The sequence below is a fragment of the Affinundibacterium seohonense genome (assembly GCF_014284305.1).
Taxonomy (GTDB): domain Bacteria; phylum Pseudomonadota; class Gammaproteobacteria; order Burkholderiales; family Burkholderiaceae_D; genus Undibacterium; species Undibacterium seohonense.
The window spans coordinates 234,739-252,742 of sequence record NZ_JACOFW010000004.1; the positions used below are offsets into that span (position 1 = coordinate 234,739).

Below are 18,004 nucleotides of genomic sequence, written 5' to 3' on the forward strand. Positions count from 1 at the left end.
CTAACTTCGGACGCCGTGTTCGAAACGATATGAGGGAAGTGCATCATTGTGGTGTATCGACTGAGTATCATTTAAGGAGGTTGACCGTGAGTCTCAATCTGAATGACAAAAAGGCTGTTGTCGCCGAAGTCTCTGCAAAAGTAGCAAAAGCGCAGACTATCGTCGTAGCCGAATACCGTGGCATACAGGTCGGTCATTTGACGCAATTACGTGCTAGCGCACGTGCTCAAGGCGTATACATGCGCGTGTTGAAAAACACACTCGCACGTCGCGCTGTAGAGGGAACTGCATTTGCAAGCCTCGCTAACGAAATGACAGGTCCGTTGATCTATGCGATCTCGGAAGATGCTGTTGCTGCTGCTAAAGTTGTTCAAGACTTTGCAAAAAGCAATGACAAGTTAGTCGTTAAAGCTGGTAACTACGCTGGTAAATCTTTGGATAAAGCTGGTGTTATCGCGTTGGCAAGCATTCCTGCTCGTGAAGTATTGTTGGCGCAAGTGTTGGGTATGATGCAGGCTCCTGTATCAGCATTCGCACGTGCTTTGGCAGCACTCGCAGCAAAACAAGAATCTGGTTCACCAGCAGCACCGGCAGCAGAAGTTGCCGAAGCAGCAGCTGAATAAGATTTTTCGTCAAATACCGAATCATAGTAATTTAAATATTGGAGTTTCAAATGGCAATTAGCAAAGACGATATCCTGGAAGCCGTAGGCGCGATGTCCGTAATGGACTTGAACGACTTGGTTAAGGCATTCGAAGAAAAATTTGGCGTTTCCGCTGCTGCAATGTCAGCTGGCCCAGCTGCTGGTGCTGCTGCTGCTGCTGTTGAAGAGCAAACAGAATTCAACGTTATTTTGTCTGAAGTTGGCGCAAATAAAGTTGGCGTAATTAAAGCAGTTCGTGAATTGACTGGTCTGGGCTTGAAAGAAGCTAAAGACGTAGTTGATGGCGCGCCAAAAACAGTTAAAGAAGCTGTTTCTAAAGCGGATGCTGAAGCTGCTAAGAAGAAATTGGAAGAAGCTGGTGCGAAAGCAGACATCAAGTAATTCCATGTTATACTGGCAGACTTTCGAGTTTGCCTAAGTCAAAGGAAGGAATCTTCTTGCAAGAGAAGGTTCCTCTTTGGCTTCTCTGTCGTTCTCACGGCAGAATATTTTGTAAGTTTGTTGAAATTTCCTAAGCCGAATCTCATAAGGTGAGGGCTGAGACTTGAGGTTTCTTGATGGTTTTTCTTGTAGTGTCATTTACCTGGAAAAAAGTTTTGAAATCTGAATTCTCCATCCTTCCTTGCCACTCACGGAGTGTCCATGCACTACTCATTTACTGAGAAGAAGCGCATTCGCAAATCTTTTGCGAAACGCGCTAACGTCCACCACGTTCCGTTCCTGCTGGCGACCCAGCTCGAGTCATATCATAGTTTTTTACAGCAAGACAAAGTTGCGTCTGTTCGTAAAAACGAAGGTCTTCAATCGGCCTTTACATCGATATTTCCGATCGTGTCGCACAATGGGTTCGCTCGTTTAGAATTTCTATCCTACGTTTTAGGCGATCCAGCCTTTGACGTCAAGGAATGTCAATTGCGCGGTTTGACATTTGCTTCTCCTTTGCGTGCCAAAGTGCGTTTGGTGATCCTTGATAAAGAATCTCCAACCAAGCCTGTCGTTAAAGAAATGAAAGAGCAAGAAGTGTACATGGGCGAATTACCGCTTATGACCAACACGGGTTCTTTTGTGATTAACGGTACTGAGCGCGTTATCGTGTCTCAGTTGCACCGTTCACCAGGTGTGTTCTTTGAGCATGATCGCGGCAAGACACATTCTTCCGGTAAATTGCTGTTCTCAGCACGGATTATTCCTTACCGTGGCTCATGGCTCGATTTCGAATTCGATCCCAAAGATATTCTGTTCTTCCGTATTGACCGTCGTCGTAAGATGCCTGTCACGATTTTGTTGCGTGCTATCGGCATGACAAATGAACAGATCTTGGCGAACTTCTTTGTCTTTGATAATTTCGGCTTGCATAGCGATGGCGCGGAAATGGAATTTGTCGCAGAACGTCTGCGCGGTGAAGTTGCGCGTTTTGATATCTCTGACAAAGCTGGTAAGTTGATCGTTGCGAAAGACAAGCGTATCAATTCCAAGCATGTGCGTGAAATCGAATCCGCTGGTATCAAGATGATTTCCGTGCCTGAAGACTATTTGCTCGGTCGTGTATTGGCGAAAAATATCGTCGATGCGGATACTGGTGAAGTGGTTGCGAACGCGAACGATGAGTTGACAGAAGAATTGTTGGCAAAATTGCGCGATGCAAAGATCACTGATATTCAGACTTTGTACACCAATGATCTCGATCAAGGTGCGTACATTTCTCAAACTCTGCGTGCCGATGACACCGCTGATCAAATGGCAGCGCGTGTAGCGATCTACCGCATGATGCGTCCTGGTGAACCACCAACAGAAGATTCTGTTGAGGCTTTGTTTAACGGCTTGTTCTACAACGAAGATCGTTACGATTTGTCTGCAGTCGGTCGTATGAAGTTCAACCGCCGCATTGGTCGTGATGAATTGACTGGCGCAATGACTTTGTCGGATGACGACGTTCTGGCAGTGATTAAGATCTTGGTTGAGTTGCGCAATGGTCGCGGTGAAGTCGATGATATCGATCACTTAGGTAACCGTCGTGTACGTTGCGTTGGTGAATTGGCTGAGAATCAATTCCGTGCTGGTTTAGTTCGCGTTGAGCGCGCAGTGAAAGAACGTTTGGGTCAAGCTGAGGCAGATAATTTGATGCCGCATGATTTGATCAACTCTAAGCCGATTTCTGCAGCGATCCGTGAATTCTTCGGCTCCTCACAGTTGTCTCAGTTTATGGATCAAACTAACCCGTTGTCTGAGATCACGCATAAGCGTCGTATTTCTGCTTTGGGACCTGGTGGTTTGACACGTGAACGTGCGGGCTTTGAGGTACGTGACGTTCATCCAACTCACTATGGTCGCGTTTGCCCAATTGAAACACCAGAGGGACCAAACATTGGTTTGATCAACTCGTTGGCTTTATATGCGCGTTTGAACGAATACGGTTTCTTGGAAACGCCATACCGTAAAGTTATCGAAGGCAAAATTACAAACCAGATCGATTATTTGTCCGCGATTGAAGAAGGTCGTTACATCATCGCTCAGGCGAATGCAACGATCGACGCGAACGGTAGTTTGAGCGATGAGTTGGTATCCTCTCGTCAAGCTGGTGAAACGATTCTGGTTTCCCCTGAACGCGTTCAATACATGGACGTTGCGACAGGTCAGGTCGTTTCTGTTGCGGCATCTTTGATTCCATTCTTGGAACACGATGATGCGAACCGCGCGTTGATGGGTGCCAACATGCAACGTCAAGCAGTTCCTTGCTTGCGTCCAGAAAAAGCATTAGTCGGTACAGGTATCGAACGCACAGTTGCGGTCGATTCAGGTACTACAGTACAAGCATTGCGCGGCGGTAAAGTTGATTACATCGATGCAGGTCGTATTGTTATTCGTGTTAATGACGCGGAAGCACAAGCGGGTGAAGTCGGTGTAGATATCTACAACTTGATCAAGTACACACGTTCTAACCAAAATACGAACATTAACCAACGTCCTATCGTGAAAGTTGGCGATATTGTTGCTAAGGGTGACGTATTGGCTGACGGCGCTTCCACCGATTTGGGTGAATTGGCGCTCGGTCAAAATATGTTGATCGCGTTTATGCCATGGAACGGTTACAACTTCGAAGATTCGATTTTGATCTCTGAAAAAGTTGTTGCTGATGATCGCTACACATCGATTCATATCGAAGAGTTGTCTGCTGTTGCTCGTGATACGAAGTTGGGTGCGGAAGAAATCACACGTGATATCTCTAACCTCGCTGAAAATCAATTAGCGCGTCTGGATGAATCCGGTATCGTGTACATCGGTGCGGAAGTGACTGCTGGTGATACGCTGGTCGGTAAAGTGACGCCAAAAGGCGAAACACAATTGACGCCAGAAGAAAAACTCTTGCGCGCAATCTTCGGTGAAAAAGCATCTGACGTTAAAGACACATCCTTGCGCGTGCCTTCTGGCATGGTAGGTACAGTTATCGACGTTCAAGTCTTCACACGTGAAGGTATCCAACGCGACAAACGTGCTCAACAAATTATCGATGATGAATTGAAGCGCTATCGCCTCGATTTGAACGATCAGTTGCGTATTGTTGAAGGTGATGCTTTCGAACGTTTGCAACGTATGTTGGTCGGTAAAGTTGCTAACGGTGGTCCAAATAAATTGGCTAAAGGCGCAACGATCACTAAGGAATACTTAGCAGAAGTTGATAAGTATCACTGGTTCGATATTCGCCCAGCGGATGAAGATGCAGCACGTTCTATCGAAGCGATTAAAGATTCTATCGCTGAAAAACGTCACCAGTTTGATCTGGCGTTTGAAGAGAAGCGTACTAAATTGACGCAAGGCGATGAGTTGCCACCAGGCGTACAAAAAATGGTTAAGGTTTACTTAGCTGTTAAACGTCGTTTGCAACCAGGTGACAAGATGGCGGGTCGTCACGGTAACAAGGGTGTGGTTTCACGCATTGTTCCGGTTGAAGATATGCCTTACATGGCTGACGGTACACCAGCTGACATCGTGTTGAACCCATTGGGTGTTCCTTCACGTATGAACGTGGGTCAGGTTTTGGAAGTCCACTTAGGTTGGGCAGCTAAAGGCTTGGGATTGCGTATCGGTGAGATGTTGAATGCTAAGGCAAAAGTCGAAGAAATTCGCGGTTTCTTGAAGCAGATCTATAACGAATCTGGTAAGACAGAAGACATCGATGGTTTGTCAGATAGCGAAATCCTGGAATTGACTTCCAACTTGAAAAAAGGCGTACCTTTCGCGACACCAGTGTTTGACGGTGCGCATGAAAGTGAAATTCGCCGCATGTTGGATTTGGCATACCCAGACCATATCGCAAAACAACTCGGTATGACGCCTTCGAAGAATCAAGTCACTTTGTATGATGGTCGTACTGGTGAAGCTTTCGAGCGTAATGTCACCGTCGGTTACATGCACATGTTGAAATTGCACCATTTGGTCGATGACAAAATGCATGCACGTTCGACTGGACCTTACTCTCTCGTTACTCAGCAACCATTGGGCGGTAAAGCACAATTCGGTGGTCAGCGTTTCGGTGAGATGGAGGTGTGGGCACTCGAAGCATATGGCGCGTCTTACGTCTTGCAAGAGATGTTGACTGTGAAGTCCGATGACGTGAATGGCCGTACCAAAGTGTACGAAAATCTCGTCAAGGGTGATCACGTGATCGATGCTGGTATGCCAGAGTCGTTCAACGTTCTCGTGAAAGAGATCCGCTCTTTGGGTATCGATATCGATCTAGAACGTAATTAATTAGTTTTAAATTAGTAAATTGGTAGCAAACCTTCGCCCGAATTCATTTCGGGCGTTGGTCATTCAGATGGGTCTTAATTTTCTGTGCTTTTTGTTCCCGGTAGTAGCGGAACTTGTGTCGAACACGATGTCGATCAGGCTCTCCCGTTATTGCGAACAGGGTTAAACCTAAAGTTAGTTAATTAACTCGTCAGCTTTAAGCGATTCAACTCTTCACTGGAGTGATATACATGAAAGCCCTGCTCGATCTATTCAAGCAAGTTCAGCCCAATGAACAATTCGACGCGATCAAAATTGGTCTCGCGTCTCCAGAAAAAATCCGTTCATGGTCCTATGGCGAAGTAAAAAAGCCAGAAACAATTAACTACCGTACGTTCAAACCTGAACGTGATGGTTTGTTCTGCGCGAAAATTTTTGGCCCAATCAAAGATTACGAATGCCTGTGCGGTAAGTACAAGCGTTTGAAGCATCGCGGTGTCATCTGCGAAAAGTGCGGCGTTGAGGTAACTTTGGCAAAAGTGCGTCGTGAACGTATGGGCCATATCGAATTGGCTTCCCCAACTGCCCACATCTGGTTCTTGAAATCCTTGCCATCCCGTTTGGGTATGGTGCTCGATATGACTTTGCGCGATATCGAACGCGTTTTGTATTTTGAAGCGTATGTAGTCACCGATCCAGGTATGACTCCGCTGAAAAAATGCCAGATCATGTCTGAAGATGATTACGCAGCGAAGTACGAAGAGCATGGTGATGAATTCACCGCGTTCATGGGTGCAGAAGGTATCCGTGAATTGTTGCGCTCTATCGATATCGATCGTGATGCAGAAACTTTGCGTACAGAACTCAAAGAATCCAAATCCGAAGCGAAGATCAAAAAGTATTCCAAGCGTTTGAAAGTATTGGAAGCATTCCAACGTTCTGGCATTAAGCCAGACTGGATGATCATGGAAGTGTTGCCTGTATTGCCGCCAGAATTGCGTCCATTGGTACCATTGGATGGTGGTCGTTTTGCGACTTCCGATTTGAACGATTTGTATCGTCGCGTCATTAACCGTAATAACCGTTTGAAGCGCCTGATGGAATTGCGCGCTCCGGAAATCATTACGCGCAATGAAAAGCGTATGTTGCAAGAAGCGGTCGACTCCTTGTTAGACAATGGTCGTCGCGGTAAAGCAATGACTGGTGCGAACAAGCGTCCATTGAAATCTCTCGCTGAGATGATCAAAGGTAAGGGCGGTCGTTTCCGTCAAAACTTGTTGGGTAAGCGCGTCGATTACTCTGGTCGCTCCGTTATCGTGGTTGGTCCACAACTGAAATTGCATCAATGCGGTTTGCCAAAATTGATGGCTTTGGAATTATTCAAACCATTCATTTTCAATAAATTGGAATTGTTGGGTTTAGCGACTACGATCAAAGCAGCGAAAAAACTCGTTGAAATTCAAGAGCCAGTGGTTTGGGATATCTTGGAAGAAGTCATTCGCGAACATCCAATCATGTTGAACCGTGCGCCAACCTTGCACCGTTTAGGTATTCAAGCGTTTGAGCCAGTCTTGATTGAAGGTAAAGCGATCCAATTGCACCCACTCGTCTGCGCGGCTTTCAATGCCGACTTTGACGGTGACCAAATGGCGGTTCACGTTCCTTTGTCTATCGAAGCACAAATGGAAGCACGCACATTGATGCTCGCTTCTAACAATATTTTGTTCCCATCAAACGGTGAACCATCTATTGTGCCTTCTCAAGATATCGTGTTGGGTCTCTACTATGCATCCCGTGAAGCCATCAATGGCAAGGGCGAGGGTATGATGTTCCCAGACGTTTCTGAAGCGATTCGTGCTTGGGATAACAAAGAAGTGGAATTGGCGACACGTATTACCGTACGTATTACTGAATATCCAAAAGACAAAGCAACTGGCGAATTCGTTAAGACAGTTAAGCGTTACGAAACCACAGTTGGTCGTGCGATCTTGTCTGAAATCTTGCCAAAAGGCTTGCCATTCTCAGTCTTGAATCGTCCGTTGAAGAAGAAAGAAATTTCTAAGTTGATCGATACGTCCTTCCGTAAGTGCGGTTTGCGCGCGACGGTGGTGTTTGCCGATCAATTGATGCAGTCTGGTTTCCGTTTGGCGACTCGCGCTGGTATTTCTATTTGTATCGACGACATGTTGGTACCACCACAAAAAGTCACTTTGTTGGCTGCGGCTGAGCACGAAGTTAAACAGATCGAACAGCAATATGCGTCCGGTTTGGTCACTGCTGGCGAACGTTACAACAAGGTTGTTGATATTTGGGGTAAGACCGGTGATGAAGTCGGCAAGGCGATGATGGAACAACTCAAAGTTGAACCAGTAACCCGTCGTGATGGCACAGTTGGTACACAAGAATCTTTCAACGCGATTTACATGATGGCTGACTCCGGTGCGCGTGGTTCTGCAGCACAGATTCGTCAGTTGGCAGGTATGCGTGGTCTGATGGCAAAACCAGACGGCTCCATTATTGAAACGCCGATTACCGCGAACTTCCGCGAAGGTCTGAACGTTTTGCAGTACTTTATTTCCACTCACGGTGCACGTAAAGGTCTGGCAGATACGGCGTTGAAAACAGCGAACTCCGGTTACTTGACGCGTCGTCTGGTCGACGTTACCCAAGATTTGGTTGTTATTGAGGACGACTGCGGTACATCGAACGGCGCTTCCATGAAGGCCATCGTTGAAGGCGGTGAAGTTAACGTGCCTTTGCGTGATTTGATCTTGGGTCGCGTTGCTGCAAACGACATCGTTAATCCAGAAACACAAGAAACTTTGTATGCTGCTGGTACGTTGCTCGACGAATTTATGGTCGAAGAAATCGAAGCCTTGGGCATCGATGAAGTGAAAGTTCGCACACCATTGACATGTGACACACGCTACGGTTTGTGCGCAATGTGTTACGGTCGTGATCTTGGTCGCGGTGCGATGGTAAATGCAGGTGAAGCAGTTGGTGTTATTGCGGCCCAGTCTATCGGTGAACCTGGTACACAGTTGACGATGCGTACGTTCCACATCGGTGGTGCGGCTTCTCGTGCAGCGATCGCTTCTTCTGTGGAAGCAAAATCTAACGGTACGATTCGTTTCACAGCGACGATGCGTTATGTCACGAATGGCAAAGGCGATCAAATCGTGATTTCCCGTTCTGGTGAAGTCTTGATTACAGACGATCATGGTCGTGAACGTGAACGTCATAAAGTTCCTTACGGTGCGACATTGATCGTGAAAGACGGCATGACGATCAAGGCTGGTACAGATTTGGCGACATGGGATCCATTGACACGTCCTATCATTACTGAGTACACAGGTCAGGTGAAGTTTGAGAACGTCGAAGAAGGCGTGACTGTTGCTAAGCAGGTTGATGATGTCACTGGTTTGTCCACACTGGTGGTAATCGATGCGAAACGTCGTGGTTCTGCAGCGGGTAAGAGTTTGCGTCCACAAGTTAAATTGTTGAACGAAGCTGGTGAAGAAGTGAAAATTTCTGGCACTGAGCATGCGGTAACGATCGGTTTCCAAGTTGGTGCTTTGATTACTGTGAAAGACGGTCAACAAGTTCACGTTGGTGAAGTCTTGGCGCGTATCCCAACTGAATCACAAAAAACGCGTGATATTACCGGTGGTCTCCCACGTGTTGCTGAGTTGTTTGAAGCACGTTCACCAAAAGACGCAGGTATGTTGGCAGAAGTGACTGGTACGGTGGCGTTTGGTAAAGAAACCAAAGGTAAGCAACGTCTGGAAATCACTGACATGGATGGTCAGAAGCATGAATTCCTGATCACCAAAGATAAACAAGTCTTGGTGCATGACGGTCAAGTTGTGAACAAAGGTGAGATGATTGTCGACGGCCCAGCTGATCCACAAGACATTTTGCGCTTGTTGGGTATCGAAGCTTTGGCGCGTTACATCGTTGACGAAGTCCAAGACGTTTATCGCTTGCAAGGCGTTAAGATCAATGACAAGCACATTGAAGTGATCGTGCGTCAAATGTTGCGTCGTGTTGTCGTTGTCAATCCAGGTGATGCTAACTACATCATGGGCGAACAAGTTGAACGTTCTGATTTGCTCGGTGAAAATGATCGTGTGCTTGCTGCTGGCGGTATTCCTGCAACGTATGAAAATATTTTGCTCGGTATTACGAAAGCTTCCTTGTCGACAGATTCTTTCATCTCTGCCGCTTCCTTCCAAGAGACCACACGTGTTCTCACCGAAGCAGCGATTATGGGCAAGAAAGATACATTGCGCGGTTTGAAAGAAAACGTCATTGTTGGTCGTTTGATTCCAGCTGGTACAGGTTTAGCGTATCACCGTGCACGCAAGATGAAAGAGTCTTGGGAAGCCGATGAGCGCGCAGCCTTATTGCAAGCTGAAAAAGAAATCTTCGCACCAGCAGCCGAAGTCGTTGCTATTGATGTGAATACTGACGAAGCGTAAGTTGTAGCGCGAGTCAGTCAGACTTGAAAACGGCACCGTAGAGTTTCTGCGGTGCCGTTTTTGTTTTTGATTGTAGGGTTTCAGAGAATAAGATGATTCAGGTATTGAATTGGAAGCTGACAGAAGTACAGAGTTAGTAAGGAAAGTATGGAAAGTATGCGCTTAGAAGCTAAAGCGATTGAGCAGGCCTTATACCAGCTCAATCAGGCTAACGAATATCCTTCTCTCCAAATAGAAGTGGTGGAGCAGACTGGTTCAACCAACGCAGATCTGATGCAAAGAGCCAAGAATTTACAAACCCCGACATTGCTGTTGGCGCGTCACCAGACTGCAGGTAAAGGCCGTGCTGGTCGCAGCTGGTTGTCGACACCCGATGGTGTGTTGACTTTTTCGTTGGCATGGGAATTCCAGTCCGGTGTGCAGGGATTGATAGGTTTGCCTTTAGCTGTTGGTGTCGCCATCGCTGAACGCCTGCAGCAACTCGGGGTACCGGTAAAATTAAAATGGCCAAATGACCTGTTGAAAGAATCAAAAAAACTAGCAGGTATTTTGGTGGAATCGCAAGTCAGTAGTGCGGGCAGTAGCTGGGCTATCATAGGCATAGGGCTAAATTTGCGTGTACCTGATGAATTAGAGCAACGCATAGGACAAGCTGTTGCCGATGCCGCGTGGCTAGCACAAATGGACAGAAATCAATTGGTCGCGCAATTGCTACAAGCTTTACAGGCTGCCTTGATAGAGTTTTCCACGCAAGGATTTGCCGCCTTTGTCGATCGTTGGAATCGTCTGCATGCTCACGCAAATCAGGCAGTGATGATTATTGATCAGCAAACGGTATTGCAGCAAGGCATTGCGCTTGGCGTGGATCAACAAGGTTGTTTGATCTTGCAAACGGAAAAAGGGGAAGTTTTGATTCATTCTGGGGATGTCTCTTTGCGGCCTTTGCCGTAAAATGCTTATTTCCGTTTTCCGGCTTGGTCATAAATCCAAATGATAGAAAAACGTCCCATGCTCCTATTGATCGATGCCGGTAACACCAGGGTGAAATGGGCATGTGTGCCGATCGATGCTCCTTTGCAGTTCCCCGCTCCCTGGGATGCCATTGGTTCCGTATCGCACCAAGGGTTTGAACAATTGGCGCAATCGATCAGTCATCACGATTTCGTGCGTTGTAAGATATCCAATGTCGCCGGTGCGGCTTTACAGCAACGTATAGAACAATTGGTACTGACCCAGTATCCCGACTTACTCATCGAATATTTCAATGCTGCTGATGCGGTGCCTGGTGTGCAAAATCGATATCGCGATCCTGCCAAATTAGGTGCTGACCGTTTTGCGTCAGCGATCGCTGCGCATTATAGTTTTCCCGGTGATGATGTAGTGGTAGCTACCTGCGGCACGGCGACAACGATAGACGCGATCACGGCTCAAGGAGATTTTTTGGGTGGCATGATTCTCCCTGGCCTCCAATTGATGGCAAGCGCCTTAGCAAACAACACCGCTCAATTACCGCAGATAGCACTGCATGCGGACTCGTTGGATGTGTTCGCCACGCAGACCGATCAAGCGATTGCTAGTGGTTGCCTGCATGCACAAATCGGTGCTATGCAGTGCGCCGTACAACATTTAGCGCATCGGTGTGGCAAACCAGTGAAGCTAATCATTTCAGGCGGAGCCGCACCCTACTTGGTGCCACAACTCAGACAACTTCAACAACTCCAGCCATTTCATTGGCAAGATGTTGAGAATCTGGTGTTGACTGGTTTATGGATCGCCGCCAAATCGTCGTGATATGCAAGCACTTCATTGAGAAAATACATTATGTTGAGATTCTTTTTTCTAATTTTTTTGATCGTTAATGCGCTACTGCTGGCCTTGAATCTAGGGTACTTAGGGAAGTGGTCGAGCGAGGAGCGTGAACCATCGCGCATGAAGTTGGAGAAAAATGCCGACAATATTAAATTGATGAGTGCGAATGTCGCACAAGATCTGATCGAAGCACAAACAAAAAAGGCTGAGCCCGTTTTAGCTTGTCTTGATTTAAGTGGTTTTACCGCAGCCGACAGTAAGAGTTTTGATGAGAAAATTAAGACACTGTCGCTGGCGACACGATTGACCCGCACTGAGTTGGCAGAGGTCGCAACGAATATGGTGTACATCCCGACACTCGGCAGCAAAGATGCAGCAGAAAAGAAAGCGGCGCAGATTCGTAAACTAGGATTCAGCGAGTTTTATATTGTGCAAGACCAAACGCCAATGCGGTGGGCGATTTCTATGGGCGTATTCAAAACCCCCGAAGCAGCGAAAGCCCATCTAGCCAATTTGCAGAAAAAAGGATTGAAAGAAGCCAAGCTAGCACCGCGTACGGTGAGCGCTGCAAAAGTGAGTTATCGTTTGCAAGATTTGAACCCAGAAGAAAAACAATTGGTCGAACAAATTAAGTCGGGTTTTGTTAACGCGCAGAGCCATGAATGTGCGTCCAAGACGGAGTAAGGACAAAGTCTGTTTGTTGTTAATGGGGTGGCGTCATGAACCTGACTTGGCTGCTGGCGTTATCATGTTGATGGCTCTTGATTCGTGATCACTGTCCAACTAGATACCAAAAAAATCAAAAGAATTCAAAAAACCTCAAGAAAATCAGAGAGAAATAGCATGTCTGCCGCCTTTCATTTCAAACAGGGACAAATCCCACTATTGATTTCTATGCCGCATGTCGGAACAGAAATCCCTGCCCATATCGCAGCTCAACTCAATCCAGTCGCAGAGATTAAGGCCGACACCGATTGGCATTTGCCCCTGCTCTATAACATGCTCGATGAACTCGGCGCTTCTTGTATTCACGCCAGATATTCGCGTTATGTGATCGATTTGAATCGTCCATCGGATGATAAGAACCTCTATCCCGGGCAAGATACCACGGGTCTTTGTCCGCTCGATACTTTCGCGAAACAAGCCTTGTATCGCAATGGTATCGGTCCCAATGCGGAAGAAGTACAGAACCGTATTCAAGATTATTGGCAGCCTTATCACCAACAATTACAAGCTGAATTAGCCCGTTTGGTCGAGGTGCATGGCATCGCGATTTTGTGGGATGCGCACTCGATAGCGTCACAAGTGCCACGTTTTTTTACAGGACGTTTACCGGATTTAAACTTCGGTACTGCGGATCAGAAGTCTTGTGATGCAAGCTTGCAAAATGCATTGGCAAATGTCATGCAAACAGGAGCGACGTCTTACACCCATGTTTTCAATGGCCGTTTTAAAGGCGGGCACATTACCCGTCATTATGGACAGCCAACGCAGCATATTCATGCGGTGCAATTGGAAATGAGTCAGTGCGTTTATATGGACGAAACGCAGCCATTTGGCTACCGCCCTGATCTGGCAGCACAAATCCAACCGCTATTGAAAGACTTACTGCAAGCCTGTTTGCAGTGGGCGCAGCAGAACGCACAGGCAAAGAGCATAGGAAAGTCATCATGAGTACACCACAACAGTCAATCTATGCAAAAAATGCTTTATTACCGTCTGGCTGGACTAGCAATGTTCGTTTGCACTGGAATGCCGACGGGGATTTCACACAGATAGAATTGAATGCGGTGGCGACAGCGTATGAAGTGCAACATAGCTTCGTATCACCCGGCATGACCAACCTGCATTCTCATGCTTTTCAGAGAGCGATGGCCGGTATGACGGAGATTGCGGGTGAAGGGCCGGATAGTTTTTGGACTTGGCGCGATTTGATGTATCGCTATGCCTTGGCAATTTCACCCGAACAAATGCAAGCAATTGCGGCGCAGTTGTATTCCGAATGTTTGCGGCACGGTTACACGTCTGTATGTGAATTCCACTACGTACATCGTGCGCCCAATGGTGAATTTTATGCCGACATCGCCGAGACATCAAAACAAGTAGTTGCCGCCGCTAATAATACTGGTATGGGCATCACGATGTTGCCAGTGCTGTATAGCTTTGCGGATTTTAAGCAATTACCATTGCGCGAAGATCAAAGACGTTTTAATACCAACGTCGATCAAATTCTGCAGATCATCCAAGCATTGGAAACACAAAGAAATGTGCAAGTTGAAGTAGGCGTGGCACCGCATTCCTTACGTGCAGCCAGCACAGATCAGATTCGCGAGTTGGTAGCGGCCTTGCCGAGCGCAAGACCGATTCATATTCATATCGCAGAACAAATGCGCGAAGTGAATGCTTGCGTGGCAGCGACAGGTATGCGTCCGGTTGAACTTTTATTTGATACGCAAACTGTCGATGAACGCTGGTGCTTAGTGCATGCAACGCATTTGAATCAACAGGAAGTGGCGAGCATGGCGGCAAGTCAATCTGTCGCTGGGATTTGCACCTCGACCGAGGGTAATCTCGGCGATGGCTTTTTTGAATTGCCTGACTATATCGCCGCGCAAGGGCGATTTGGTATCGGTACCGATAGTCATGCCTCGCAGAGTGTGGTGGAAGAAATTCGTTGGCTGGAATATGGGCAGCGTTTGAAAGCGCAAGGCCGTAATATCGCCAGTGTCAAAGGACAAAGACGCGTCGCTGATTTCTTGTGGCAGCAGTGTTTGCACGGTGGCGCACAAGCTTCTGGTCGCAAAGTCGGACAACTACAAACTAACTGTCGCGCCGACTTCATTATCTTTGATGATCAGCATCCGAATTTACAAGGTCTAGATGTGGCGGATGTCTTGAGCAGCGTGGTGTTTACCGGTAACGATAATCTTATTCGTGATGTGTATGTTGGAGGTCAACAGGTCGTTGCCGCAGGCCGCCATCGCGATCAGACACAGATCAATGCAGATTATGTCCAATGTATGCGGCAGTTGCGGCAGCTGTAATCGCGCTGCTTTTGAGGTGTGACAATAAAAACGAAGTAAAAAAACGATAAAAGATAAACGATAATAGGGGAAAAACATGAAGACATTTGCGATTAAGCATTTGAATGGATTACTAATAGGCTTAGGCGTATTAACAGCACCAGTATTGGCAATTGCTGCCCAATTTTCCACCACAAGTTCAGCTATCTCTGCAGAAAAGAGCGATCGCCAAGCCTCGTCACTGGCAGCGCGACTCCAGGCTTTAGATCAATTACTCGCCGAACAATGGGAATACGGTTTACGCACGAATCCGGAATATGCGTCGATGTTAGGTGACAAGCGCTTCAATGATCAACTACGCGACTTCTCACAAAGTGCGATTGATACGAATTTGAAGAAAAGTCGTGAGTTCCTGAAGCGCTTCCAAGCCATCGATACCAAGGGATTTGATGTGCAGCAAAAGCTGAACAAAGACTTGATGGTGCGTCAGTTACAAGAAGAATTAGAAGGCGCACGTTTTAAAAATTGGCAAATGCCAGTGCTGCAAAATTCTGGTTTGCACCTCGATACTCCCGAGTTAGTCAGTATGCTGAGTTTTTCCAGCGTGAAAGACTATGAAGATTACATTGCGCGTTTGCATAAGTTGCCAGCGCTGTTCGAACAAACCATCACGCAAATGCGTTTGGGTGTGAAGAATAAAATTATGCCGCCGCAATTTTTGCTACCGAAAATCGCCAGACAATGTGAAGACATCGTTGCGATGAGTATGGAGACTTCGCCTTTCGCAAAACCCGTCGCGCAATTTCCTGCGGACATTTTAGAAGCAGATCAGCAACGTCTGAAAGCCGCCGTTCTGGACGCGATTAAAACCAAAGTCATTCCAGCCTATCAAAATTTCGCGAATTTTGTACGTACTGACTATGCGCCGTATGGCCGTAAAGATGTGGGTTTATGGGCTTTACCAGATGGCGCAGCGCGCTATAAATTGCAGGTAAAAACGCAAACGACCACCAACAAGACGCCCGAAGACATTCATCAAATCGGTTTACGTGAGGTCGCGCGTATTGAAGGACAGATGTTAGAAGTCGCCAAGAAATTGGGTTTTGCTGATCTCAAATCCTTCAATGCCTCGATGGAGAAAAATCCTGATTTACATCCAAAATCACGTCAGGAAATTCTCGATTTGTATAGCAAGTACACCGATCAAATGTACGCCAAAATTCCTGAATTATTCGGTCGTTTACCAAAGGCCAAAGTCAAGATAATGGCGGTTGAGGAGTTCCGTGAAAAAGAAGCTGCGGGTGCGTCCTATAACCCGGGTGCAGCCGATGGCTCACGTCCCGGTCATGTGATGGTCAATACCGGCGACTTTGCCAATCGCATGACCTTGTCGATAGAGACGACCGCTTTGCACGAAGGCGTGCCCGGACATCATATGCAAATCGCGATTGCCCAAGAGTTGGAAGGCTTGCCTGCTTATCGCCAGCAAGGCGGCAACAATGCTTATGTAGAAGGGTGGGCACTGTATTCTGAGCGCTTGGGACGTGAACTCGGTTTCTTTAATGATCCATACAATTTCTATGGTCATTTGCAAGACGAGATGCTGCGTGCGATTCGCCTAGTGGTGGATACTGGTTTGCACTATAAAAAATGGGACAGGCAGCAGGTCGTCGATTTCTTCCGTAATCATTCTGGTATCGAAGAAGTCGAAATTCAGAGTGAAACTGACCGCTATATCGTTTGGCCAGGTCAGGCATTGGGTTACAAGATCGGTCAGTTAAAGATCTTAGAATTGCGCGATTATGCAAGCAAGACCTTGGGAAGTCGGTTTAGTTTGAAAGAATTTCACGACGAGATCTTAGGCGCCGGTGCTTTGCCACTCGATGTTTTGGAAAGTCGAATTAAGACTTGGGTTGCAGCAAAGAAATAGCAGAAAAGTAGCAAAAGAACAAATGTAAGATAGTTGGACGGGTGACAAGACTATGTGGTTTTGTCACCCGTTTTTAATTTTCAGTATGGAAATAGATTGCCCGCACGTAATTGGCGCGAGTAGAATCAAAAGCTTCAGATCGCGTTCGTGGTCTAATCATAAGGAGCTGTTATGGGTGCCTTTGCGATGCCGGTTTATATGCTCGAATACACGCCAAAGACGATTGCGTCTTTACTGTCTCAGGGGGCGATAGATGGAACGGAAGTCCAGCTCGATGTTTATGATAGAAACGACTTAAACATCAAACTGGAAGCCAAAGGGCAGCGCTTAAAGTCAGAGCCAGAAATGTTTCGCATCACTACCGAACATAATGGCATCACCAATGAACACGATTGGAATTTCACCATCTTGCGTGAATCGGCAGATCGTAGTCGCAAAAAACGCTGAATCACAGCGTCCGAATCACCGCGTCGGAATCACAGCGTCCGAATCACAGTGTATGTGTCAACGCATATGGATTCAGTAAATCGCTGCGGCGCAGGCTTTCGGAGACGCGTCGTGACAACGATTGTTAACCCTTCCAAGCTCTTTGCAGGCCAGTATCCGTGTGTATCCAGCCACCTTTGGCGCTCGCGCGGAAATAAAACCCTACGCCACCTTGTTTGAAACTCTGTATTAACTCACCCAAGACTTCTTCATGTAAATCACCGATGCGAATGTCGGCCGCTCGTCCCTCTAAATGCAAAGATTTGCGGGCTGCCGGAATGCCTTCTTCACGCAAGCGTTGATTCGATTCTGGGGTGCGATAACCCGACAAGACTTCCAGCGGCTTCGTCATGCCAAAGCGGGCAATGAATGCCTGAGTTGCCCATAATGTTTCCAGTAATTTTGGATCGATAGGCGCACTGCGTTTTCCATTGACGTCGCGCAGGATATGGCAGAACTGTTGATAAGCAGATTCCACCATCTCGCCATCTTTCCAATATAAAAGCTTGATTCGCTCTCCGCTGGCTGGGCGAATTAAATCCAAGGTGCGTGGCTTGAGCCAAAAATCGATATCTAAAACCTGCGCATCAAAGAGATCCGGCGGTGGCGTCAGTTTGCCCGTTTTGTTCTCGCTATCTTGTGCCAAGCTCACCAATGGACGGCTACCTATATATAGACCGGTGGCAGTTAGTAGTAGCGACTTTTTCAGGAACTGGCGGCGATTTTGCATGATAGGAATTGGGGAAAACGAAGATAAGAAATTCTAACGGGTATCTGTCTGCTTGCGTACGTTCTGCTCTAGTTTCTTTCGATGAAAGTGCAACGATATTCAACAAAACCGGATTTCAACTTACTACTATAATGTGACTTTGAGTTTCACTTC

Annotated in this window: 12 protein-coding genes; 11 read left to right on the forward strand and 1 reads right to left on the reverse strand. The window is 46.9% G+C overall.

Going from position 1 to position 18,004, the window contains the following annotated elements; all coding sequences use genetic code 11:
• The first annotated feature begins 86 nt into the window (after positions 1–86).
• The 11 genes from rplJ (at position 87) to H8K52_RS05925 (ending at position 17,082) form a co-directional block, all read left to right on the forward strand.
• Positions 87–623, forward strand: coding sequence for a 50S ribosomal protein L10 (gene rplJ / locus H8K52_RS05875; protein WP_186921955.1), 537 nt, complete (start codon positions 87–89; stop codon positions 621–623).
• Positions 624–673: 50 nt separating this feature from the next.
• The gene (gene rplL, locus H8K52_RS05880; protein ID WP_186921956.1) at positions 674–1,045 is read left to right on the forward strand and encodes a 50S ribosomal protein L7/L12; all 372 of its coding nucleotides are present in this window, start codon (positions 674–676) and stop codon (positions 1,043–1,045) included.
• Positions 1,046–1,306: 261 nt separating this feature from the next.
• Entirely contained in the window at positions 1,307–5,413 is a 4,107-nt protein-coding gene (gene rpoB, locus H8K52_RS05885; RefSeq protein WP_186921957.1) for a DNA-directed RNA polymerase subunit beta, read from the forward strand.
• 230 nt (positions 5,414–5,643) lie between these two features.
• Positions 5,644–9,873 carry a DNA-directed RNA polymerase subunit beta' gene (rpoC, locus tag H8K52_RS05890; RefSeq protein WP_186921958.1) on the forward strand — a complete coding sequence of 1,410 codons (4,230 nt, stop codon included), beginning with the start codon at positions 5,644–5,646 and terminating at the stop codon, positions 9,871–9,873.
• A 147-nt stretch (positions 9,874–10,020) separates the two neighbouring features.
• Positions 10,021–10,824, forward strand: coding sequence for a biotin--[acetyl-CoA-carboxylase] ligase (locus tag H8K52_RS05895; RefSeq protein ID WP_246464304.1), 804 nt, complete (start codon positions 10,021–10,023; stop codon positions 10,822–10,824).
• A 57-nt stretch (positions 10,825–10,881) separates the two neighbouring features.
• Positions 10,882–11,664, forward strand: a complete 783-nt coding sequence (locus tag H8K52_RS05900; protein ID WP_186921959.1) for a type III pantothenate kinase — start codon at positions 10,882–10,884, stop codon at positions 11,662–11,664.
• Between the two features lie 30 nt (positions 11,665–11,694).
• A complete protein-coding gene (locus H8K52_RS05905; RefSeq protein WP_186921960.1) occupies positions 11,695–12,366 on the forward strand; it encodes an SPOR domain-containing protein in 672 nt (223 codons plus the stop codon).
• 159 nt (positions 12,367–12,525) lie between these two features.
• The gene (gene hutG, locus H8K52_RS05910) at positions 12,526–13,356 is read left to right on the forward strand and encodes an N-formylglutamate deformylase (protein ID WP_186921961.1); all 831 of its coding nucleotides are present in this window, start codon (positions 12,526–12,528) and stop codon (positions 13,354–13,356) included.
• Positions 13,353–14,726 carry a formimidoylglutamate deiminase gene (locus H8K52_RS05915; protein ID WP_186921962.1) on the forward strand — a complete coding sequence of 458 codons (1,374 nt, stop codon included), beginning with the start codon at positions 13,353–13,355 and terminating at the stop codon, positions 14,724–14,726. Before hutG ends, H8K52_RS05915 begins: the two co-directional genes overlap by 4 nt.
• Before the next feature lie 76 nt (positions 14,727–14,802).
• Positions 14,803–16,635: a DUF885 domain-containing protein gene (locus tag H8K52_RS05920; RefSeq protein WP_186921963.1), complete on the forward strand. Its 1,833-nt coding sequence runs from the start codon at positions 14,803–14,805 to the stop codon at positions 16,633–16,635.
• A gap of 171 nt (positions 16,636–16,806) precedes the next feature.
• Positions 16,807–17,082 (forward strand): hypothetical protein, encoded by a 276-nt coding sequence (locus tag H8K52_RS05925; protein ID WP_186921964.1) that lies wholly within the window; start codon positions 16,807–16,809, stop codon positions 17,080–17,082.
• Positions 17,083–17,206: 124 nt separating this feature from the next.
• Here the strand turns inward: H8K52_RS05925 and H8K52_RS05930 are convergent, their stop codons facing one another.
• Positions 17,207–17,851 carry a YcbK family protein gene (locus H8K52_RS05930; RefSeq protein WP_186921965.1) on the reverse strand — a complete coding sequence of 215 codons (645 nt, stop codon included), beginning with the start codon at positions 17,849–17,851 and terminating at the stop codon, positions 17,207–17,209.
• Positions 17,852–18,004: the final 153 nt, after the last annotated feature.

Bases quoted from the DNA above. Each gene is read 5' to 3' on its own strand.
- rplL (WP_186921956.1), top strand. From the start codon at position 674: ATGGCAATTAGCAAAGACGATATCCTGGAAGCCGTAGGCGCGATGTCC.
- rpoB (WP_186921957.1), top strand. From the start codon at position 1,307: ATGCACTACTCATTTACTGAGAAGAAGCGCATTCGCAAATCTTTTGCG.
- rpoC (WP_186921958.1), top strand. From the start codon at position 5,644: ATGAAAGCCCTGCTCGATCTATTCAAGCAAGTTCAGCCCAATGAACAA.
- H8K52_RS05895 (WP_246464304.1), top strand. From the start codon at position 10,021: ATGGAAAGTATGCGCTTAGAAGCTAAAGCGATTGAGCAGGCCTTATAC.
- H8K52_RS05900 (WP_186921959.1), top strand. From the start codon at position 10,882: ATGCTCCTATTGATCGATGCCGGTAACACCAGGGTGAAATGGGCATGT.
- H8K52_RS05905 (WP_186921960.1), top strand. From the start codon at position 11,695: ATGTTGAGATTCTTTTTTCTAATTTTTTTGATCGTTAATGCGCTACTG.
- hutG (WP_186921961.1), top strand. From the start codon at position 12,526: ATGTCTGCCGCCTTTCATTTCAAACAGGGACAAATCCCACTATTGATT.
- H8K52_RS05915 (WP_186921962.1), top strand. From the start codon at position 13,353: ATGAGTACACCACAACAGTCAATCTATGCAAAAAATGCTTTATTACCG.
- H8K52_RS05920 (WP_186921963.1), top strand. From the start codon at position 14,803: ATGAAGACATTTGCGATTAAGCATTTGAATGGATTACTAATAGGCTTA.
- H8K52_RS05925 (WP_186921964.1), top strand. From the start codon at position 16,807: ATGGGTGCCTTTGCGATGCCGGTTTATATGCTCGAATACACGCCAAAG.
- H8K52_RS05930 (WP_186921965.1), bottom strand. From the start codon at position 17,851: ATGCAAAATCGCCGCCAGTTCCTGAAAAAGTCGCTACTACTAACTGCC.